Source organism: Pantoea sp. EKM10T, assembly GCF_011800685.1.
GTDB classification, from domain to species: domain Bacteria; phylum Pseudomonadota; class Gammaproteobacteria; order Enterobacterales; family Enterobacteriaceae; genus Pantoea; species Pantoea agglomerans.
On sequence record NZ_JAALEU010000015.1, the window covers coordinates 35962 to 55428 of the forward strand.

The following is a 19467-nucleotide window of genomic DNA, read 5'->3' on the forward strand; positions in this document are numbered from 1 at the left end:
ACAATCGGAATGAGATATAATCCGCAATACACTATTTCGGCAGGAATATTATTTGCGGAGTTAAATGATGCGCTCGAACATGCTGGAATTGATGGATATTTTTGTTCACGTCGTTGAATTCCGTAGTTTCACCCGGGCCGCTGACGCCTTGCAGCTGCATCGCCCTGCGGTCAGTAAGTCCGTACAACAACTGGAAGACAAGCTTGGCGTTAAGCTATTGCACCGCACCACGCGCAGTCTGAGTGTGACCGTTGAAGGGGAGGAAATTTATCAGCGGGCTAAAACGCTGCTGAGTGATGCCAGCGATATCATGGCTTCTTACTCTTCAAATCAGCGACCTCGTGGCCAGCTGCGCATTGATGTTCCACTGGCGCTGGCGCACAGTATCCTGATCCCACAATTAAGCGAGTTTCAGGCTTTATATCCTGAAATTGAAATAGTCTTAACCGCTTCAGATCGCCTGACCCATTTAATTACAGAAGGTGTGGACTGTGTTATTCGTCTCGGTGAGCTTGCTGATTCGAATTTTATTTCGCGCAGAATGGGCAGCCTGCAGATGGTCACCTGTGCAGCACCCTCTTATCTGGATAAATATGGCACTCCTTTAACGCCTGATGACCTTAAAGATCACAAAGCCATTTATTTTTTTAATGAACACAGTCGGGACATCCAGGAATGGAAATTTGTCATGAATGGCGAAATTGTTTCACGGCATCCGGGAAGCAGCATACGAGTTAACAATTCTGACGTCCTTCTTTCATGTGGCGTGGCGGGCCTCGGCATGCTTCACGCATTATATACGGCATTAAAGCCCTGCCTCGAAACAGGCCAGCTGAAGGAAGTATTATCGGGTTATGCGACTGTGACGAAACCGGTTTCTATACTCTACCCTGACCGACGCTATCTTCCGCCTAAGGTCCGGGTCTTTATCGAATGGTTTACTAAAATATTCAGGAAGAATCATCAGGGTTAACCGTGAATCTTTGTTTCGGCACAGGCAATCCCGTGCCCCATTAAAAGTGCTTGTTTCCTGTTTAAGGTATGCCGCCATTTTGTCTGGCATCCGGAAATATCCCGGGCAGATTAGATCACTGCAGCAACGTCTTTTCTGGCTCAAAGTGACGCATAACGGGAAAATCAGAAGGAGAGGAGTTGCAACAAACAGGATGCACCCGAAGTGCAAAAACGCGGGTTTAAATCAGCAGAAGCAAAGGCAGAAAAAGCAGAAAAAGCAGAAAAGGTGATAATCACAGGTCGATCCCTGACCGCGATTATCGAGGGTTTCTTGCGGGGTGCTTAGTACATGGCACCCGGCGGTACGTGTTTGAACGTCTCAACGTAAGCGCGGAACACGTGTTTAAAAATACGTTTCATGGAACACCTGATTCAAATTTAGTTGAACATATACCGAAAAAGTATAGCTCCTGTGCGTTTTAACAGCAAATAAATTTGAACCAGATCACAAAAATGGCGGTTTTATGTGCAAAAGCCCTACGCGGTGTAGCCGAGATGCTGCAACAGAATGGTAGAGCCGACGGCAATCAATACGACTCCACCCAGCACTTCAGCCCATTTGCCCAGGACCGGACCGATAAAGCGCCCGACTAATACGCCAGTCGTCGCCATCACCGTAGTGGCTGCACCAATGGTCAGCGCGGTAGTAATGATATTCACCTGCAGGAAAGCCAGACCCACACCAACAGCCAGGGCATCCAGGCTGGTTGCTACGGCGGTGGTCGCCAGTACCATAAAGCCATGGCTTTGTGGGGCTTCACAGAGCTCTGCGACGGCAGTCTGACGGAAACCTTCCATCATCATGCGGCCCCCCAGAAACGCCAGCAGGCTGAAAGCCACCCAGTGATCCCACGCCATGATGTAACGGCTGGCGGCCAGGCCAAGCGCCCAGCCAATCAGCGGCGTCAGTGCTTCAATAGAGCCGAAGATCAGACCGGTACGCAGCGCTTCTTTAAAACCGGGACGATGCAGCGTAGCACCTTTGCCCAGCGCAGCAGCAAACGCGTCCATCGACATACCCAGCGCAAGAATTAAAGTGGCAATAAAGGTCATGATTTATTCACCTGGGGCGAAAAAGCGGCAATTCACGCTGAATTCACCACACAAAGTGTTCAGTTATGAAAAAGTGGGCGCAGTCTACCATGCAAACTCAAAGATAAAAAGACAGTAAAATCAGGGATTTAAGTATAGCAAAGGCTATAACTCTTATCATCCGCTATGAATGGCGCTAAGTCGATGGTAGCAAAGCATTTTCTGACCATTTGTCTGGCCATGCAGCATGCCGGATGCGCACGAAGCAGCGCGCCACCATTGAACCGTGTCGCTGTTTACCGGAAAATGCCGGGCTGATAAATATGGGATACCGGTTATGAATAACCCTTTTGAAACGTTGATCGTGCCTGGTGGCATTTTACTGCTGGGCTTTCTCTCGGCGCTGCTGCTGCCCGCGCCCGCCTTTAGCGTGACGGTAGCGCAGCATCTGTTGCAGATGTTCCATTTGCAGGACCTGAATCAGCTCTACACGGTGGTGTTTTGCGTCTGGTTTTTGCTGCTGGGCGCACTGGAGTTTTTTGTTATCCGTTTTGTCTGGCGTCGCTGGTTCAGGGGCTGACCGCCTGCGCATCGACCAGCGCCTTTAGCCTTTCGGCACTGCGCGCATAACCTTCACGTGGCAGATGTGCCGCCCCCAGCAGCAGGCCCGCACCGCGCTGATCCGCCTGCTGATACCAGATCGACAGCGGTGACGGCGCCATGCCCCACTCCACCGCCTGCTGCGCAATCACCTGATCCGGTGAACCGGCGGGTAAACGGACAATCACCGCCAGCCCGGCGCGTTGCAGGTCAGGAAAGTGAGGATGCAGCGCCGCGATCATCTGCTCCAGCCGCTCATGATAGACGCGCTTCATGCGCCGCAGATGCCGCATAAAGTGGCCATCCCGCAGAAATTCCGCCACCGCGTTGTGCAGCAATCCGGAGGAGGCAGGCGAAAGCAACGCGCAGACCTCACCGAATCGGGCCATCAGCGCGGGTGGCACCACCATAAAACCGAGCCGCAGTTGCGGCGTCAGCGTCTTGCTGAACGTGCCGATGTGCAACACCCGCCCCTGGCTGTCGAGCGCGGCCAGTGCCGGCGCGGCGCGATTGCCGGGCTGAAGCTCGCCGAGATAGTCATCTTCGATAATCCAGCGCTGCGCGCGGCTGGCCCAGTTAAGCAATTCATGGCGGCGTGCCAGGCTCATCGTCATGCCAAGCGGCGCCTGCTGTCCCGGTGTGACCAGCGCAAAAGCGGCATCCGGCGCGCGAGCAATCCCGGCCTCAACCTGCAACCCTTCGGCATCAACCGGCACGGCAACCGGCGTGACGCGCAGCGCTTCAACCGCGCGACGCGCCACCCAGAATCCGGGATCTTCCAGCCATGCTGTTTTACCCTGAAAATTCATCGCCAGCCCAATCAGCCCCATTGCGCCAGCATAGCCGCTGGTAATAATAATCTGGTCCGCCTGACAGCGCAGGCCGCGTGCCACCGCCAGGTAGGCCACCAGCGCCTGCCGCAACGCTAAGCTTCCGCGGGGATCGGGATAGCTGGCCGGTCTGCTGACCTGCATGCGCGTCTGACGCTGCAGAATGCGCAGCCAGACTTTGGCCGGGAATGCATCGCTGGCAGGAATGCCCATCTGGAAGGTCAGCGGTGGCGCTTCATACTCCTCTGCACCCTCCAGCAGCTGGCGTTCAGCCTCGGCATTGACCGGTTTTAACGGCGGTAATGGGCTGACGAAGGTACCCGCTGCGCCTCTGGCCTGCAGAAACTGACCATCAACCAGCATGTCATAACTGGCGCGAACGGTGCCACGCGCCACGCCGAGCTGAGCGGCCAGATCGCGGCAGGAAGGCAGACGTGCGCCAGGTTGTAAACGACCTTCACCAATCGCCTGTTCGATCAGCTGGCGCAGTTGTTCACTGAGGCCACGTGACGCGCCGCGCTGCAGTGTCAGCGTGGAAAGCGGCGATGGACCAGTCAGACTCTCATTTTTTGGCACTTTATCTGCTCCATTGAAAGGCTGAAAATCGCCTTATCAACCCTGAATGAGGCAATAAGATGAGCGAACGTATCGATTTTCACAGTGCAGCACCGGCAGGCATGAAAGCGCTGGGCGGCGTATACAGTTATCTGGCACAAACCGATCTGCCGCTCACTTTACTGGAACTGCTGTTCCTGCGCATATCGCAGATTAATGGCTGTGCCTACTGCATTGATTTACATACCAAAGCACTGAATAAAGCGGGCATGGGCTGGGATAAGATCGTGCTGACCTCGGTCTGGCAGGAATCCGGTACGCTGTTCAGTGATAAAGAGAAGGCTGCCCTGCACTGGGCTGAATGCCTGACCCTGATTGCTCAGCAGGGTGCGCCAGACGACCGCTATACCGCACTGAAAGCGCACTTCAGTGAAAAAGAGATTGTCGATCTGAACATCGCGATTGGTCTGATGAACACCTACAACCGCATGGCGATAAGTCTGAAAAAGTTGCCCGTCAGCGCCAGTCAGTCATAAGTGAATCCGATGCGTGCGCCGGTGTGCACGCATTTTCAGACTCACAAAAATGTAACATTATTTTTACACAAGCAGCCTTTCAGCCTCTCTTCCCCCGATTCCCGTTATTCCTTACTGCATAATAAATCGCTAAATTTCAGCGGATTAAATAATTCCGCACGGTTCATATCCATTCCGTCGTTGCACCAGTATGGGGCTTTTCAGCAACATGCCATTTCCGTTAACCCACTGACTTAACACTAAAAAATCCCTAATACGCCGCTGGCCCTGATGATTAATTCTAATGCTGAATCATTTCTGCATTTAAAAAATAAACAAATGTTTAATTCAGATGCGAGAATGTTATATTCAGATGACAAAGCATAACGTGCAGTTAACGCGTTATTACCGCTTTAACCCTATACCTGAGACTTAACCTTTGAGAAATAGCGCAACGCGCTCGTAAGAAGCGTGACTATTTCGCCTGCAAAACTGTTGGGCTTCAGGTCAACAGAAGAGGAGATGTCGCCTCATGTGCAATTCAGCTGTAAACCTTGCGCTCGCGATGAGTGCCATGGCAAAGGACACCACTACTACCGCGCAGGAGCGCAAAGACGTTGACGTGCTGCTGATTGGCGCAGGTGTGATGAGCGCCACCCTCGGCGCGTGGCTGCAGGATTTAGAGCCGGACTGGTCCATCGAAATGGTGGAGCGGCTGGATAGCGTGGCCGAAGAGTCGTCCAACGGCTGGAATAACGCGGGCACCGGTCATGCGGCGCTGGCAGAGCTGAACTATACGCCTCAGCAGGCGGATGGCAGCATCGACATCTCTAAAGCGGTAACGATCAACGAATCGTTCCAGATTTCCCGCCAGTTCTGGGCTTATCAGGTTCAGAAAGGCAACCTGCGCAACCCTAAAAGCTTTATTCATAGCACGCCGCACATGAGCTTTGTCTGGGGTGACGACAATGTCGACTTCCTGCGCAAGCGCTTTAAGGCGCTGCAGAAAAGTACCCTGTTCCGTGGCATGACCTACTCCGAAGATCCGCAGCAGATTGCCCGCTGGATCCCACTGGTGATGAATGGCCGTGACCGCAGCCAGAAAGTAGCCGCGACCTGGACGGAGATGGGCACCGACGTGAACTTCGGTGAAATCACCCGTCAGCTGATCGCCTCGTTAGAGAAGAGAGCGAATTTCCAGCTGCGTCTGCGCCAGGAAGTGCGTGAGCTGAAGCAGCTCGCCGACGGTCGCTGGCAGGTGACGCTGCAGTGTCTGAACAGCGGCACACGTCGCACACTGACGGCGGGTAGAATATTTATCGGTGCTGGCGGCGCAGCGTTACCGCTGTTGCAGAAGGCTGGCATCCCGGAAGCCAACGGTTACGCTGGTTTCCCGGTGGGCGGTTCATTCCTGGTAACGGAAAATCCGCAGGTCGTCGCGCAGCACATGGCCAAGGTCTATGGCAAAGCCAGCGTCGGTGCACCGCCGATGTCCGTGCCGCACGTCGACACCCGCGTGCTGGATGGCAAGCAGGTGCTGCTGTTTGGCCCGTTCGCCACCTTCTCGACTAAGTTCCTGAAGCAGGGTTCGCTGATGGATATGTTCACCTCACTGAACAGCAGCAATATGCTGCCGATGGTGAAAGTGGGGCTGAAAAGTTTTGATCTGGTGAAATACCTGATGGATCAGGTGCTGCAAAGCGATCGCGACCGGATGGATGCCCTGCGCGCCTATGTGCCGCAGGCGAAGCAGGAGGACTGGCGCTTAGTGACTGCCGGTCAGCGTGTGCAGATCATCAAGAAAGATGAAAAAGAGGGCGCCGTGTTACGCCTGGGCACCGAAGTGGTCGCCTCACAGGATGGCTCGATTTCAGCACTGCTGGGTGCATCGCCTGGCGCCTCTACGGCGGCACCGATCATGCTGGAGCTGCTGCACAAGGTCTGTCCTGAGCAGATGGCTTCGCCGGAATGGCAGAACAAAATCCGTGCGGTGATCCCATCCTGGGGACGTAAGCTGAACGGCGACGTAGCGCTGACAGAGAAAGTGTTAGCCGAAACCAGCCGGATTCTGCAGCTCGACTATTCGCCGGTTACCCCGATGGCAGCAAACGATGAAGGACGGGAAACCGCGTTCGTCGTCGGCAAATAATTCAGCGCCATTGATAAAAAGGCTCCGCACTGCGGGGCCTTTTTTATTGGCCGGTTACCTGGTCGATCCGGGCATTCTCTATTAGGGTTAAGGCATCTTTTAGCTGCACGATCAGGAGGAAACTGCATGTCTTATTCCCCTGCTTCACCGGAATTCACGCTGCTCGACCGCTACTGGCGGGCAGCAAACTACCTCTCCGTCGGACAAATTTACCTGATGGATAACCCGCTGTTGCGTGAGCCACTCAGGCCTGAACACATTAAACCGCGTCTGCTGGGTCACTGGGGCACTACGCCAGGCCTGAATTTTATCTATGCCCACCTCAACCGCGTTATCCGGAAGCAAAACCTGGATATGATCTACATCTGCGGACCAGGACATGGCGGCCCCGGCATGGTGGCGAATACCTGGCTTGAGGGCAGCTACAGCGAAATTTATCCGCACATCACGCAGGATGCGGCGGGCATGCAGCGTCTGTTCAAACAGTTCTCCTTTCCGGGGGGCATTCCCAGTCACGCGGCACCGGAAACGCCTGGCTCGATTAATGAAGGCGGTGAGCTGGGCTATTCGCTCTCCCATGCGTTTGGCGCGGCCTTCGATAATCCCGAACTGGTTGTACCCTGCGTGATTGGCGACGGCGAAGCGGAGACCGGTCCACTGGCCTCCAGCTGGCACGGCATTAAATTCCTGAATCCTGAACGTGACGGCGCGGTCCTGCCGATTCTGCACCTCAATGGCTACAAAATCGCCAACCCGACGCTGCTGGGTCGCAGCAGCGATGAAGATTTGCACCAGTTGTTCAGTGGCTACGGCTATGAGCCGCTGTTCGTCTGCGGGCATGAGCCTGAAAAAATGCATCCGCTGATGGCGGAGGCGCTGGATAGTGCCTTCAGTAAAATCGCCGCTTATCAGCGCGAGGCGCGCCAGGGCAAAGCCACCACCGGGGTGCCGCGCTGGCCGATGATTATTCTTCGCAGTCCCAAAGGCTGGACCGGCCCCAAAACGGTCGACGGAAAGAAAGTGGAGGATTTCTGGCGGGCGCATCAGGTGCCGGTCGCGGCCTGTCGTGAAGATGAAGGACATCGCCAGATCCTTGAGACGTGGATGCGGAGTTATCAGCCAGACGACCTGTTTGATGAACAGGGTCGCTTAAAGCCGGAACTGCAGGCGCTGGCACCGGAAGGTGATAAACGCATGGGGTCTTCCCCTTATGCCAATGGCGGCCTGTTGCGCCGTGAGCTGGATGCGCCTGAACTCGCGGAGTTTGCCTGCGATGTCAGCGAGCCAGGCGCACAGATGGCGCAGGCCACTGAGCATCTGGGCCGCTATCTCAGCGTGCTGTTCCAGCGCAACCGCGATAATTTCCGCCTGTTTGGCCCGGATGAAACCGCCTCTAACCGCCTGACGCCGGTCTTCGACGTGACCAGCCGTACCTGGCTGGAACGTACTGAGCCTTACGATGAGCAGCTGGCGCGTGATGGCCGGGTGATGGAAATTCTCAGTGAGCATCAGTGTCAGGGCTGGCTTGAGGGCTATCTGCTGACCGGCCGCCACGGGCTGTTTAACTGTTATGAAGCTTTTATCCACATCGTCGATTCGATGTTTAACCAGCACGCCAAGTGGCTGAAAGTGTCGCGTAAACTGGGCTGGCGTAAGCCGATCTCGTCGCTGAACTATCTGCTCTCTTCACACGTCTGGCGACAGGATCACAATGGCTACAGCCATCAGGATCCGGGCTTTATCGATCACGTTGCCAATAAAAAAGCGGACATTGTGCGCATCTATCTGCCGCCCGATGCCAATACGCTGCTGTGGGTTGGCGATCACTGCCTGCGCACCTGGGACCGCATCAATGTGATTGTGGCGGGCAAGCAGCCTGCGCCGCAGTGGCTGGATATGGCGAGTGCGGTGACCCATTGTGAAGCGGGCATGGGCGAGTGGCGCTGGGCGGGCACCACCCCAGAGCATGAGGAGCCGGATGTGGTGATGGCCTGTGCCGGTGATGTGCCGACCATGGAGACGATGGCGGCGGTGGATCTGCTGCGCGGTATGCTGCCCGAACTGCGTATCCGCGTGGTGAACGTGGTCGATCTTCTGGCGCTGCAGCCGCAGGATCAGCATCCGCATGGCAAATCTGATGCGGAATTCGACGCGCTGTTTACCCCGGATAGACCGGTGATCTTCGCCTTCCACGGCTATCCGACGCTGATACATCGCCTGACCTATTCGCGAACTAACCACCGCAACTTCCATGTGCGCGGCTTTAATGAAGAGGGAACCACCACCACGCCATTTGATATGACGGTGCTGAACGAGCTTGACCGCTATCATCTGGCGCAGGAGGCGATTCTTCGCGTGCCTGGCCTGGCCGATGCGCATCCTGAGCTGCTGGACGATCTGCAGGAGCGCATCGCTGAACATCATCGCTATGTGCGTGAACACGGTGAAGATGTGCCGGAGGTGCAGAACTGGAAATGGCCGTCGGCCACTGCACCTGGTGCACCCGATTAAGCGGCCAGCAAGGCGTCGGTCAGCATCCAGATGGTAGTCGCCACCAGCGACAGCGCCATCAGGCTGTTAAATAACTGACGCTTCCAGGCAATCTGCAGATGGCTGCGCAGGCGATCGCCCAGCGCAGCCCAGATCAGAATGCAGGGCAGGTTCAGCAGCATAAAGCCGATCATCACCGTCAGCACGCCGCTGCTGGCGCTGTACAACAGCGCCACATTGGTCGCCATCAGCCAGGCTTTGGGATTGATCGCCTGGAAACAGGCACCGCCCAGCAGCGTCATGGGCTGCGGCTTGCTGCGCACTTCAGGTGCTGCCGCACGGAAAATCTTCCATGACAGCCACAACAGATAGGCACAGCCTGCCAGCGTCAGCGGCAGGCGAATCGCCGCCATCCAGTGCAGTAAGACCTCCAGTGCGACGCCGGCGATCACCGTTTGCAGCGCACAACCTACCAGTATGCCAAACACCATCGGCAGCGTGCGGCGCATGCCGAAATTGACGCCTGAGGTCGCCAGCAGCAGATTGTTCGGGCCTGGCGTAATCGACATGACGGTAACGTAACTGAAGAAAGAGGGATCGAGCATGGTGACTCTCCTGAAAACAGACAGAGTTCTATGCTACGGCGGGAAAAGGGATGGTAACAGTGACACAAAATCTCTATTGTTATGGTTACAGTTCCCGTTAACAGCAATTGTACCCATCCAATCCGGAGGCTACTGTGTCCCTTGCTCCCACTTCCGATCAGCCGCTCTATCAGCAGCTGGCAGACAGCTTCGCTGAGGCTATCCATCAGGGCACGCTGAAACCCGGCAAACGTCTGCCGGCGATCCGCCGCGTAGCCCAGTCACATCAGGTCAGCGTCAATACGGTACTGAATGCCTGGCAGTTACTGGAAGATCGCGGGCTGATTGAGGCGCGTCCCCAGTCGGGCTATTACGTGCGCGGCGTGTTGCCCGCCGTGACCCGCCATGGTCAGCATAAAACCCGGGTACGCGACCCCAGCAGCAGCAAGCTCGACCTGATCGATAAGGTATTTGCGGCGCAGAACCATCCCGACTACATCAATATTTCCCTGGCCTGTCCCCAGGATAGCGAGCTGTTTCCTGCGGCACGTATTGCCCGGATTACCGCCTCACTGCTGCGCCGTCATCCGAACATGATTGGGCGCTATGCGCTTCCGCCCGGTAGTGAGCGCTTACGGGAGGAGATTGCGCGACGGGCGCTGCACGCCGGACAGACGCTCACCGCCGATGAGATCACTCTTACTCACGGCTGCATGGAGGCGCTTCAGCTGGCGTTGCGGGCGGTCACGCAGCCCGGCGACTGCGTCGGACTGGAGTCGCCAACCTACTTTTTCCTCTTCCCGCTGCTGGCTTCACTGGGCCTTAAGGCGCTGGAAATCCCCACCGATCCGCAGCATGGGCTGTCGCTGGATGCGCTGGAGATGCTGCTTCAGGAGCAGCGAATTAAGGCGCTGATTGCGATGCCGAGCGCGCAGAACCCGCTGGGCTGCGGCATGTCGCTGGAGAACAAGAAGCGGCTGGCGAAGTTAGTGAATACTTACCACGTTCCGCTGATAGAAGATGGGCTGTATGACGAGTTACAGTTCGACTGGCCGCTCTCGCCCGCGGTAAAAGCCTTTGATCGCGACGGCTGGGTGATCTACTGCACCAGCTTCACCAAAACCGTGGCGCCCGATTTCCGTATTGGCTGGACCGCCGCTGGCCGTTTTCATGATGCGATTGCCCGACTGAAAGCGGTGTCGTCGATGGCAGAATCCGCCCTGCTCTCTGAAACGCTGGCGGAGTTTCTTGCTTCCGGCGGTTATGACCACCATCTGCGCACGCTGCGCCGTCGCTACGCGGCCAACCTGGATGAGGCGCGGGGGCTGATCGCCCGCTACTTCCCGGAGGGCACCCGCGCGACGCTGCCGCGCGGTGGCTTCGTCTTCTGGGTCGAGTTACCGGGCGGCGTAAATACCACCGAGATGTTTGATCGGCTGCTGCAGGAGCAGATTTGCGTCACGCCCGGCGCGCTCTATTCGCTGAGCGAGCGCTACAACCATGCACTGCGCCTCTCCTGCTGCTATCCGTTTGATGCGCGCTACAGCTGGGCGATCAGACGCGCGGGCGAAATCGCCTGTGAACTGGCGGGAGTATCCTGCGGCGAGGCTCAGGGTGTACCGTTGCGGCCCCAGACGGTATAGCCGTGGCGTTCAGTCAGGCGTTCGTAATAGGTGCGTACCGCCGGATAATCAGGGTGTTCGAGCGGCGTTTCAAACCAGCGGTTCACCGCCAGACCAATCGGAATGTCTGCCAGCGTGAAATTACGTCCGGCAACGTAACGACCGGTTTTTTCCAGCTGCTGATTGAGAATGCTCATGGTGTGTGCCCAGCCTTTGCTGGCCGCGGCCAGCAGACGTGGATCCTGATGAGCCGGTGAATTTCGCACCAGCGACATAAATGCGTAGCGCCATGAGGTGTTGAGTTCAGTGGACTGCCAGTCCATCCACTGATCGACAGGCGCACGCGTTTGCGGATGATGAGGATAGAGCCACTCGCCGCCATAGGCGTTCGCCAGATAGCGCAGGATGGCGTTGGATTCCCACATCACAAAGTCATCATCTTTCAGTACCGGCACCATCGCATTGGGGTTGAGTGCCATGAATTCGGGCAGGTGCGTTGAGCGGAATCCGTCGCCCCACTCTTCGCGCTGGTAATCAAGGTCAAGCTCGTCACACAGCCATAATACTTTGCGCACGTTGATTGAGGAGGCGCGTCCCAGGATCGTTAGCATTCACAGTCTCCGGTAAAATCTTTAACTTATTGATAACGCTGTTAGCTGTTATAAGCAATCATCCGGCAGAGAAAAGGCCGCACTGAACCCAATCGCAAGGAGTCATCATGAAGGTCGCGTTTAAGCAAGTCGATGTGTTTACCTCAGCAGCCTTTAATGGCAATCCGCTGGCGGTGATTATGGATGCTCAGGGGTTGAGCGACAGCCAGCTGGCGGCGATTGCCCGCTGGACTAACCTGTCGGAAACCACCTTTGTGCTGCCGCCACAACATGAAGAGGCGGACTACCGGGTGCGTATTTTTACCGTGGAAGGCGAACTGCCGTTTGCCGGTCACCCAACGCTGGGCACCGCACACGCGCTGCTGGAGGCGGGCTGGCCAACCCGTACGCCGGGTGAAATCGTGCAGGAGTGCGGCGTCGGTAACGTGACGGTGAAGATTAATGAGACGGGCGGACTGGCCTTTGCCGCGCCAGCTGCCACCCTGATGCCATGGCAGGATGCGCTGATGGGTAACGCCTTAAACAGCGATGCATTCGATCTGACGCAAAGCCCGACCGTGGTGGATATGGGTATCCGCTGGCTGCTGGTGCCGATGGTCAGCGCCGAGGCCGTGCTGGCGCTGCAGCCCAATGTCAGCGATTTGCAGCGCCTGATTAAACATGCGGGTGTCTCGGGCGTGATGCCCTTTGGCCGTTTGCCCTCGGGCGAGCATGAACAGTATGAAGTGCGTGGCCTGCTGGTGGAAAATGGCAGCCTGACCGAAGATCCGGTGACCGGCAGCGCCAACGCCTGTCTGGCGCGGTATTTTGCAGCCGCAGGCCATACCACCTCCTATCGCGTGCGTCAGGGTACTGCCCTGCAGCGTGCCGGTCGGGTGAACGTAACCTTTAATGGTGAAACCATCTGGATTGGCGGTAATACCGTTACCGTTATCGATGGCACCATTACGCTGTAAAAGGCGGCGGCGACGTCGCGGGGTGCTTTCCGCGACGCCACCAGCGGTTAAATCCCCTGCCCGCCTGAGGCTTCAATACGCTGAGCGGTGATCCAGCCGGTTTCGTCACTGAGGATCGCGCTGATGGCGTCGCCGATATCGTCCGGCAGTCCGACCCGGCCCAGCGCCGTCAGCCCGGCAATCTGATGGTTAATCTCGGGGGTATCGCGCACCCGGCCACCGCCAAAGTCGGTCTCTATCGCGCCAGGTGCCAGGATATTAACGCGAATGCGCCGTTCGCCCAGCTCCTTCGCCTGATAGCGCGTCAGTACCTCCATCGCCCCTTTCATTGACGCATAGGTCGAGGAGCCAGGATAGATCAGCCGGGTCAGACCGCTGGAGATATTCAGGATGCGGCCACCGTCGTTGATCAGCGGCAGCAGCTTCTGGGTCAGGAAGTAAGGCCCTTTGAAATGCACATTAACCAGCGCATCAAATTCCGCCTCGGTGGTGTCGGTAAACGGCTTGTAGTGTCCGTGTCCGGCGTTGTTCACTAAATAGTCAAAGCGCTCACGCTGCCACTGCTGTTGCAGTGCCTCTTTCACCTGGCCGACAAAACGATCGAACTGACCGGTTTCGCCGACGTCCAGCGCCAGCGCCACTGCACGCCGTCCCAGCGCCTCAATCTCCTTCACCACCGTCTGTGCCTCATCGGCATGGCTGCGGTAAGTCAGGATAATGTCTGTCCCCCTGGCCGCCAGTTTTAACGCGCCATTGCGGCCTAAACCGCGGTTTGCACCGGTAATTAACGCCACTTTCTGATTCATCTCTCGCACCTGTTGAAAAATTGAACACAGGTTAAGGATATTCGCGAATTATTGATCTATAAACAGTGTTAAATGCGCATCACTGTTTCAATAAAAACAACAATCGGTGAACAACATGGACAAAATTCAAGCAATGCAGGTGTTTGTGCGGGTGGCCGAAATGGGCAGTTTTACCCGCGCGGCAGAGAGTTTAGGTGTCCCCAAAGGCAGCGTTTCGCGGCAGATACAGGCGCTGGAGAATCAAATGGCAACACGTTTGCTGCATCGCACCACGCGCCGGGTGCAACTAACCCAGGACGGGTTGGTCTATTACGATCGCTGTCTGGATTTATTGTCGATGATTGACGATATGGACAGCCTGTTCCAGCACGAGCCTGCCTCGCTCAGCGGTAAACTCCGGATTGATATGTCTGTGGCCATGGCCACCAGTTTTATCCTGCCACGGCTGCCGGAATTTTTGCAGCACTACCCCGGCGTAGAGATTGAGCTGAGCAGCAGCGACCGTCAGGTAGATGTGATCAGGGAAGGGTTTGACTGCGTAATCCGCGTCGGTGAGCTCAAAGATTCTGGCCTGATTGCGCGAAAAATTGGTACCCATACCTTGATCAACTGCGCCAGCCCTGGCTACCTTTCGCGTTTCGGCATGCCGATCCGGCTGGAAGAGCTGTCGCAGCATGCGATGGTGCATTACAGCCAGCAACTGGGTCAGGCCTCACCGGGTTTTGAATATTTTGATGGCAGGCAGTGTCACTATGTTCACACCGGCGGTGTGGTCACCGTGAACAGCACCGAAACCTATCGCGCCGCCTGTCTGGCGGGGTTAGGCATTATTCAGGTGCCTGCCGCCGGGATTCAGACATTACTGGAAAGAGGCGAGCTGGTAGAAGTGCTGCATCGCTTTCCCGCCAGACCGATGCCGATCCACCTGCTCTATCCGCACCGGCGCAATGTGGCGCGTCGCGTGCGGGTTTTTATGGAGTGGCTGAGTCAGGTGTTACAGGAGTACGTCACCTGAGCGGCTATACTTTGATTTTAATGATAAACAGGACAGTGAAGGTCTATGACAGACAAGCAGGAAAACCCACAGGATACGCAGCCGCAAAAGCCACTTATCGATATTAAAACCGGCAACGAGACGGTTGATCATTCGATAGTGCGCGTGTCGCGTTTTGCCGCCTGGTTTCAGGCGATCCCGGCAGTGGCGCATTTTATTCGCGCCCTTGACCGCTTTAATGATCGGCTCGGCAGCCAGTTTGGCGCGGCCATTACCTATTTCTCTTTTTTATCGCTGATCCCCATTCTGATGGTGTCGTTTGCCGCCGTGGGTTTTGTGCTGGCATCGAACCAGGATCTGCTGACCGATATCATCAACAAAATCGTCAGCAGCATCAGCGACCCGACGCTGGCCACCACGCTGAAGAATACGGTAAATACCGCCATTCAGCAGCGTGCCACCGTGGGTATTACCGGTTTACTGCTGGCGCTCTACTCCGGTCTTAACTGGATGGGTAACCTGCGCGAAGCGATTCGTGCCCAGTCGCGCGACGTGTGGGAACGCAAACCGGATGACAAAGAGAAGATCTGGAAGCGTTATATTCGCGATTTCCTGTCGCTGACCGGTCTGATGCTGGCGCTGGTAATTACGCTGTCGCTGACCTCGGTAGCCGGTTCGGCGCAGGCAATGATCGTCAGCGCACTGGGGCTGGATGGCATCGACTGGTTACGGCCCGCCCTGACCATTATTGCCACCTCGATTTCCGTTATGGCTAACTATCTGCTGTTCCTGTGGATTTTCTGGATCCTGCCGCGTCATAAGCCGCGTAAGAAAGCATTGTTCCGCGGCACGCTGCTGGCGGCAATCGGTTTTGAGGTGATCAAGTTTGTGATGACGCTAACGCTGCCGAAGCTGGCGACCTCGCCTTCCGGTGCGGCCTTTGGTTCCGTGCTCGGCCTGATGGCGTTTTTCTACTTCTTCGCCCGTCTGACGCTGTTCTGTGCGGCGTGGATCGCCACCGCCAAATATAAAGACGACCCACAAATGCCTGAAGCGGGCAGCGCGTCACGACACAAATCATCGTAATCCGTTAACAACAGCGGAAAATATTATCCCTCGGCTATTTTTTAACCAGATAACAGGATGAATAGCTGAGGGGTCACTTTTATTTAGCCCTTTCGTAGAGTATCCCGCCAGATATCGTCCGGATTACCCCGGTATCACCCGACATTCGTCGCACCTCAGAAATTATCCTCTTTTTGCCCGCTGAAGCCAGACGCGGCGCGGGTTTTCTTCATTGAATGCGCTCTGGCAGATGCGTAAGATTCTTTGTCTGTATTTACAAATAAGAAACAGTTATGCAAGCCTCCCTCACAGACACGCTCGACAAACAGCAGGATCCCACGCCGGTTAACTCACGCAGTAAAGTGGTGATTGCCTCGCTGGTCGGAACGGCCATCGAGTTCTTCGACTTTTATATTTATGCCACTGCTGCAGTGATTGTTTTCCCGCACATTTTCTTCCCGCAGGGTGATGCCACGGTCGCGACGCTACAGTCGCTGGCCACCTTTGCTATCGCCTTTATCGCGCGTCCGATTGGCTCCGCCGTGTTTGGTCACTTTGGCGATCGCGTGGGTCGCAAAGCCACGCTGGTTGCCTCGCTGCTGACCATGGGGATCTCCACCGTGGTGATTGGTCTGCTGCCCGGCTATGAAACCATCGGCGTGATGGCTCCGTTGCTGCTGGCGCTGGCGCGCTTTGGTCAGGGACTGGGACTGGGTGGTGAATGGGGTGGCGCAGCGCTGCTGGCGACGGAAAATGCCCCGGCGAAGAAGCGTGCGCTTTACGGTTCCTTCCCTCAGCTGGGTGCGCCGATTGGCTTTTTCTTCGCTAACGGCACTTTTCTGCTGCTTTCGTGGCTGCTGACCGACGAGCAGTTTATGCAGTGGGGCTGGCGCGTGCCGTTTATTCTCTCCGCCGTGCTGGTGCTGATTGGCCTGTATGTGCGCGTTTCGCTGCATGAGAGTCCGGTGTTTGCCAAAGTACAGAAAGAGAAGAAGCAGGTTCGGGTGCCCATTGCGGCGCTGCTGAGCAAGCATCTGACTGCCACCATTCTCGGCACCTTTATCATGCTGGCGACCTATACGCTGTTCTATATCATGACCGTCTATTCGATGAGCTACGGCACCACGGCAGCACCGGCCGGTCTGGGTATTCCGCGTAATAGTATGTTGTGGATGCTGATGCTGGCGGTGATTGGCTTTGGAGTGATGGTGCCGATTGCCGGTTTGCTGGCTGACCGTTTTGGTCGCCGCAAGACGATGATTACCATTACGCTGATGATTATCGCGTTTTCGTTCCTGTTCCCGGCGATGCTCGGTTCCGGATCGCAGGCGCTGGTGATGGCGTTTCTGTTGCTGGGTCTGAGCATTATGGGCCTGACCTTTGGTCCGATGGGCGCGCTGCTGCCGGAGCTGTTTCCGACCGAAGTGCGTTATACCGGCGCATCGTTCTCTTATAACCTCTCATCGATTCTGGGTGCCTCTGTTGCGCCTTATATCGCGACCTGGCTGAATGCGCATTATGGTTTGCAGGCGGTGGGACTTTATCTGGCGTCGATGGCCGTGCTGACGCTGATTGCATTGCTCGCTTGTAAAGAGACGCGTAATCAGACGCTGTATGACGTTTAATCCGGCTGGATGAAGGTCAGTGAAAACCCGGCGGCTGCCGGGTTTTTTTATGGAGCAGGCTCACAGAGTACAACCGCTCTGAAGGGCTAAACAATATCAGGCGACAGGCTCAGGGAGCATACGCCTTAAGCGGGTTAGCTTTCTGTTTGAAAAAACCGGACCTCGCTGAAAGGCGTATTGATATTGGCAGCAATAAAGAAGCTTAAGGGCACAGGGAATACGGTCAGAAGAGGAAAGCGTCCCGCGCCAGGGACAAAAACGCCGGGAGCGTTTTTGAACAACGCAAAGCGTTGGCCCGGAAACGGGCGCACCTCAGGGATGAGGTGCGTAATCGCGCGGGCCGAGCATGCCATGGATGGCGGTTTTGCGTCTTTCCGATCTGACCGTGTTGCCTGTGCAGGCACGGTCTCACAGAGAACCGTCCAGCCGTTGTTAACCAACAAAAAACCCCGGCAAGCCGGGGTTTGTTTTGCTGAAAACTGTGATGACGATAATTAGCCCGCGACAGCGATACGCTTCATGTCGGTCATGTAGCCACGCAGCTTGCGGCCAACGGTTTCAATCGGGTGCTGGCGAACCGCTTCGTTAACGTCACGCAGCTGCGCGTTATCAACCTGCGTGCCTTCAACCGCTTTACCCAGATCGCCTGGCTGCAGCGTGGTCATGAACTCTTTCAGCAGCGGCACCGCGGCGAAGGAGAACAGGTAGTTACCATATTCGGCGGTATCGGAGATCACCACGTTCATTTCATACAGGCGCTTACGGGCGATGGTGTTCGCGATCAGCGGCAGCTCATGCAGTGATTCGTAGTAAGCAGACTCTTCAATGATGCCGGCGTCTACCATGGTTTCAAACGCCAGCTCAACGCCCGCTTTAACCATCGCAACCATCACCACACCTTTGTCGTAGTACTCCTGCTCTTCGATTTTGCCTTCATACTGTGAAGCGGTTTCGAACGCGGTCTGGCCGGTCTCTTCACGCCAGGTCAGCAGGTTTTTATCATCGTTAGCCCAGTCCGCCATCATGCCGGAAGAGAATTCGCCGGAGATGATGTCATCCATATGTTTCTGGAACAGCGGTGCCATGATGGTTTTCAGCTGCTCTGACAGCGCATAAGCGCGCAGTTTGGCTGGATTAGAGAGGCGATCCATCATCAGTGTGATGCCGCCAAACTTCAGTGATTCGGTGATGGTTTCCCAGCCGAACTGGATCAGTTTTTCTGCGTAAGCCGGGTCAGTGCCTTCAGCCACCAGCTTGTCGAAGCAGAGCAGTGAACCAGCCTGCAACATGCCGCACAGGATGGTCTGCTCACCCATCAGGTCAGATTTCACTTCAGCAACGAAGGAGGACTCCAGCACGCCAGCACGATCGCCGCCAGTTGCTGCTGCCCAGGCTTTGGCAATCGCCATGCCTTCGCCTTTTGGATCGTTTTCCGGGTGAACCGCGATCAGCGTCGGTACACCAAAGCCACGTTTGTACTCTTCACGAACTTCTGTACCCGGACACTTCGGTGCCACCATGACCACGGTGATGTCTTTACGGATGCTTTCGCCCACTTCAACGATGTTGAAACCGTGCGAGTAGCCCAGCGCAGCGCCATCTTTCATCAGCGGCTGAACAGCCTGAACTACAGCGGAGTGCTGCTTGTCTGGCGTCAGGTTAACCACCAGATCAGCCTGCGGGATCAGTTCTTCGTAGGTGCCCACTTTGAAACCGTTATCGGTCGCTTTGCGCCATGAAGGGCGTTTTTCCGCAATTGCTTCAGCACGCAGTGCATAGGCCACATCCAGACCGGAATCACGCATGTTCAGACCCTGATTCAGGCCCTGCGCACCACAACCAACGATAACGACTTTTTTACCTTTCAGGAAACTGGCACCATCCGCGAATTCATCGCGTGCCATGAAACGGCATTTACCTAATTGCGCCAGCTGGTTGCGCAGGTTCAATGTGTTGAAATAGTTAGCCATGGGTACTCCGGTAAGGTTGTGTTTGCTTTTTTTGTTCAGGAACGGCGAG

17 protein-coding genes are annotated in these 19467 nt (G+C 56.0%); 10 read left to right on the top strand and 7 right to left on the bottom strand.

What is annotated here, in order from left to right:
• The first annotated feature begins 67 nt into the window (after positions 1-67).
• A complete protein-coding gene (locus HFD95_RS20700; protein WP_060681292.1) occupies positions 68-973 on the top strand; it encodes a LysR family transcriptional regulator in 906 nt (301 codons plus the stop codon).
• A 323-nt stretch (positions 974-1296) separates the two neighbouring features.
• Here HFD95_RS20700 and azuC read toward each other — a convergent pair whose 3' ends face one another.
• Together azuC and mntP are read right to left on the bottom strand one after the other, a co-directional pair.
• The gene (azuC, locus tag HFD95_RS22335) at positions 1297-1374 is read right to left on the bottom strand and encodes a stress response protein AzuC (RefSeq protein WP_111534772.1); all 78 of its coding nucleotides are present in this window, start codon (positions 1372-1374) and stop codon (positions 1297-1299) included.
• 117 nt (positions 1375-1491) lie between these two features.
• Positions 1492-2067 carry a manganese efflux pump MntP gene (mntP, locus tag HFD95_RS20710; RefSeq protein WP_167430668.1) on the bottom strand — a complete coding sequence of 192 codons (576 nt, stop codon included), beginning with the start codon at positions 2065-2067 and terminating at the stop codon, positions 1492-1494.
• 316 nt (positions 2068-2383) lie between these two features.
• Here mntP and HFD95_RS20715 point away from each other — a divergent pair, with 316 nt between their 5' ends.
• Positions 2384-2626, top strand: a complete 243-nt coding sequence (locus tag HFD95_RS20715; RefSeq protein ID WP_010253517.1) for a DUF1158 domain-containing protein — start codon at positions 2384-2386, stop codon at positions 2624-2626.
• On the opposite strand, the gene HFD95_RS20720 is transcribed toward HFD95_RS20715, so the two are convergent.
• Positions 2616-4052, bottom strand: coding sequence for a PLP-dependent aminotransferase family protein (locus tag HFD95_RS20720; RefSeq protein WP_064691006.1), 1437 nt, complete (start codon positions 4050-4052; stop codon positions 2616-2618). The two genes, HFD95_RS20715 and HFD95_RS20720, sit on opposite strands and share 11 nt — an antisense overlap.
• Before the next feature lie 59 nt (positions 4053-4111).
• Here HFD95_RS20720 and HFD95_RS20725 point away from each other — a divergent pair, with 59 nt between their 5' ends.
• The 3 genes from HFD95_RS20725 (at position 4112) to HFD95_RS20735 (ending at position 9206) form a co-directional block, all read left to right on the top strand.
• Positions 4112-4567 carry a carboxymuconolactone decarboxylase family protein gene (locus HFD95_RS20725; RefSeq protein ID WP_010253523.1) on the top strand — a complete coding sequence of 152 codons (456 nt, stop codon included), beginning with the start codon at positions 4112-4114 and terminating at the stop codon, positions 4565-4567.
• A gap of 511 nt (positions 4568-5078) precedes the next feature.
• On the top strand, positions 5079-6695 hold the full coding sequence (gene mqo / locus HFD95_RS20730) for a malate dehydrogenase (quinone) (RefSeq protein ID WP_167430669.1): 1617 nt from the start codon (positions 5079-5081) through the stop codon (positions 6693-6695).
• 126 nt (positions 6696-6821) lie between these two features.
• Complete coding sequence (locus HFD95_RS20735) at positions 6822-9206, top strand: phosphoketolase (RefSeq protein ID WP_167430670.1); 2385 nt, start codon at positions 6822-6824, stop codon at positions 9204-9206.
• On the opposite strand, the gene HFD95_RS20740 is transcribed toward HFD95_RS20735, so the two are convergent.
• Positions 9203-9790: a LysE family translocator gene (locus tag HFD95_RS20740; protein ID WP_031593770.1), complete on the bottom strand. Its 588-nt coding sequence runs from the start codon at positions 9788-9790 to the stop codon at positions 9203-9205. The two genes, HFD95_RS20735 and HFD95_RS20740, sit on opposite strands and share 4 nt — an antisense overlap.
• Positions 9791-9924: 134 nt before the next feature.
• On the opposite strand from HFD95_RS20740, the gene HFD95_RS20745 reads away from it, so the two are divergent.
• Positions 9925-11412: a PLP-dependent aminotransferase family protein gene (locus HFD95_RS20745; RefSeq protein WP_022623956.1), complete on the top strand. Its 1488-nt coding sequence runs from the start codon at positions 9925-9927 to the stop codon at positions 11410-11412.
• Here HFD95_RS20745 and HFD95_RS20750 read toward each other — a convergent pair.
• A complete protein-coding gene (locus HFD95_RS20750; protein WP_010253536.1) occupies positions 11379-12002 on the bottom strand; it encodes a glutathione S-transferase family protein in 624 nt (207 codons plus the stop codon). The genes HFD95_RS20745 and HFD95_RS20750 overlap by 34 nt on opposite strands.
• Before the next feature lie 107 nt (positions 12003-12109).
• On the opposite strand from HFD95_RS20750, the gene HFD95_RS20755 reads away from it, so the two are divergent.
• The gene (locus tag HFD95_RS20755; protein WP_010253539.1) at positions 12110-12958 is read left to right on the top strand and encodes a PhzF family phenazine biosynthesis protein; all 849 of its coding nucleotides are present in this window, start codon (positions 12110-12112) and stop codon (positions 12956-12958) included.
• 47 nt (positions 12959-13005) lie between these two features.
• On the opposite strand, the gene HFD95_RS20760 is transcribed toward HFD95_RS20755, so the two are convergent.
• Positions 13006-13764 carry an SDR family NAD(P)-dependent oxidoreductase gene (locus HFD95_RS20760; protein WP_010671464.1) on the bottom strand — a complete coding sequence of 253 codons (759 nt, stop codon included), beginning with the start codon at positions 13762-13764 and terminating at the stop codon, positions 13006-13008.
• A 115-nt stretch (positions 13765-13879) separates the two neighbouring features.
• On the opposite strand from HFD95_RS20760, the gene HFD95_RS20765 reads away from it, so the two are divergent.
• From HFD95_RS20765 to HFD95_RS20775, 3 genes are all read left to right on the top strand, one after another.
• Positions 13880-14779, top strand: a complete 900-nt coding sequence (locus tag HFD95_RS20765) for a LysR family transcriptional regulator (RefSeq protein WP_167430671.1) — start codon at positions 13880-13882, stop codon at positions 14777-14779.
• 45 nt (positions 14780-14824) lie between these two features.
• A complete protein-coding gene (gene yhjD, locus HFD95_RS20770; RefSeq protein ID WP_010671463.1) occupies positions 14825-15844 on the top strand; it encodes an inner membrane protein YhjD in 1020 nt (339 codons plus the stop codon).
• 272 nt (positions 15845-16116) lie between these two features.
• Complete coding sequence (locus HFD95_RS20775) at positions 16117-17448, top strand: MFS transporter (protein WP_010671462.1); 1332 nt, start codon at positions 16117-16119, stop codon at positions 17446-17448.
• Between the two features lie 494 nt (positions 17449-17942).
• Here the strand turns inward: HFD95_RS20775 and ilvC are convergent, their stop codons facing one another.
• Positions 17943-19418 (bottom strand): ketol-acid reductoisomerase, encoded by a 1476-nt coding sequence (ilvC, locus tag HFD95_RS20780; RefSeq protein ID WP_010253551.1) that lies wholly within the window; start codon positions 19416-19418, stop codon positions 17943-17945.
• Positions 19419-19467 lie beyond the last annotated feature (49 nt).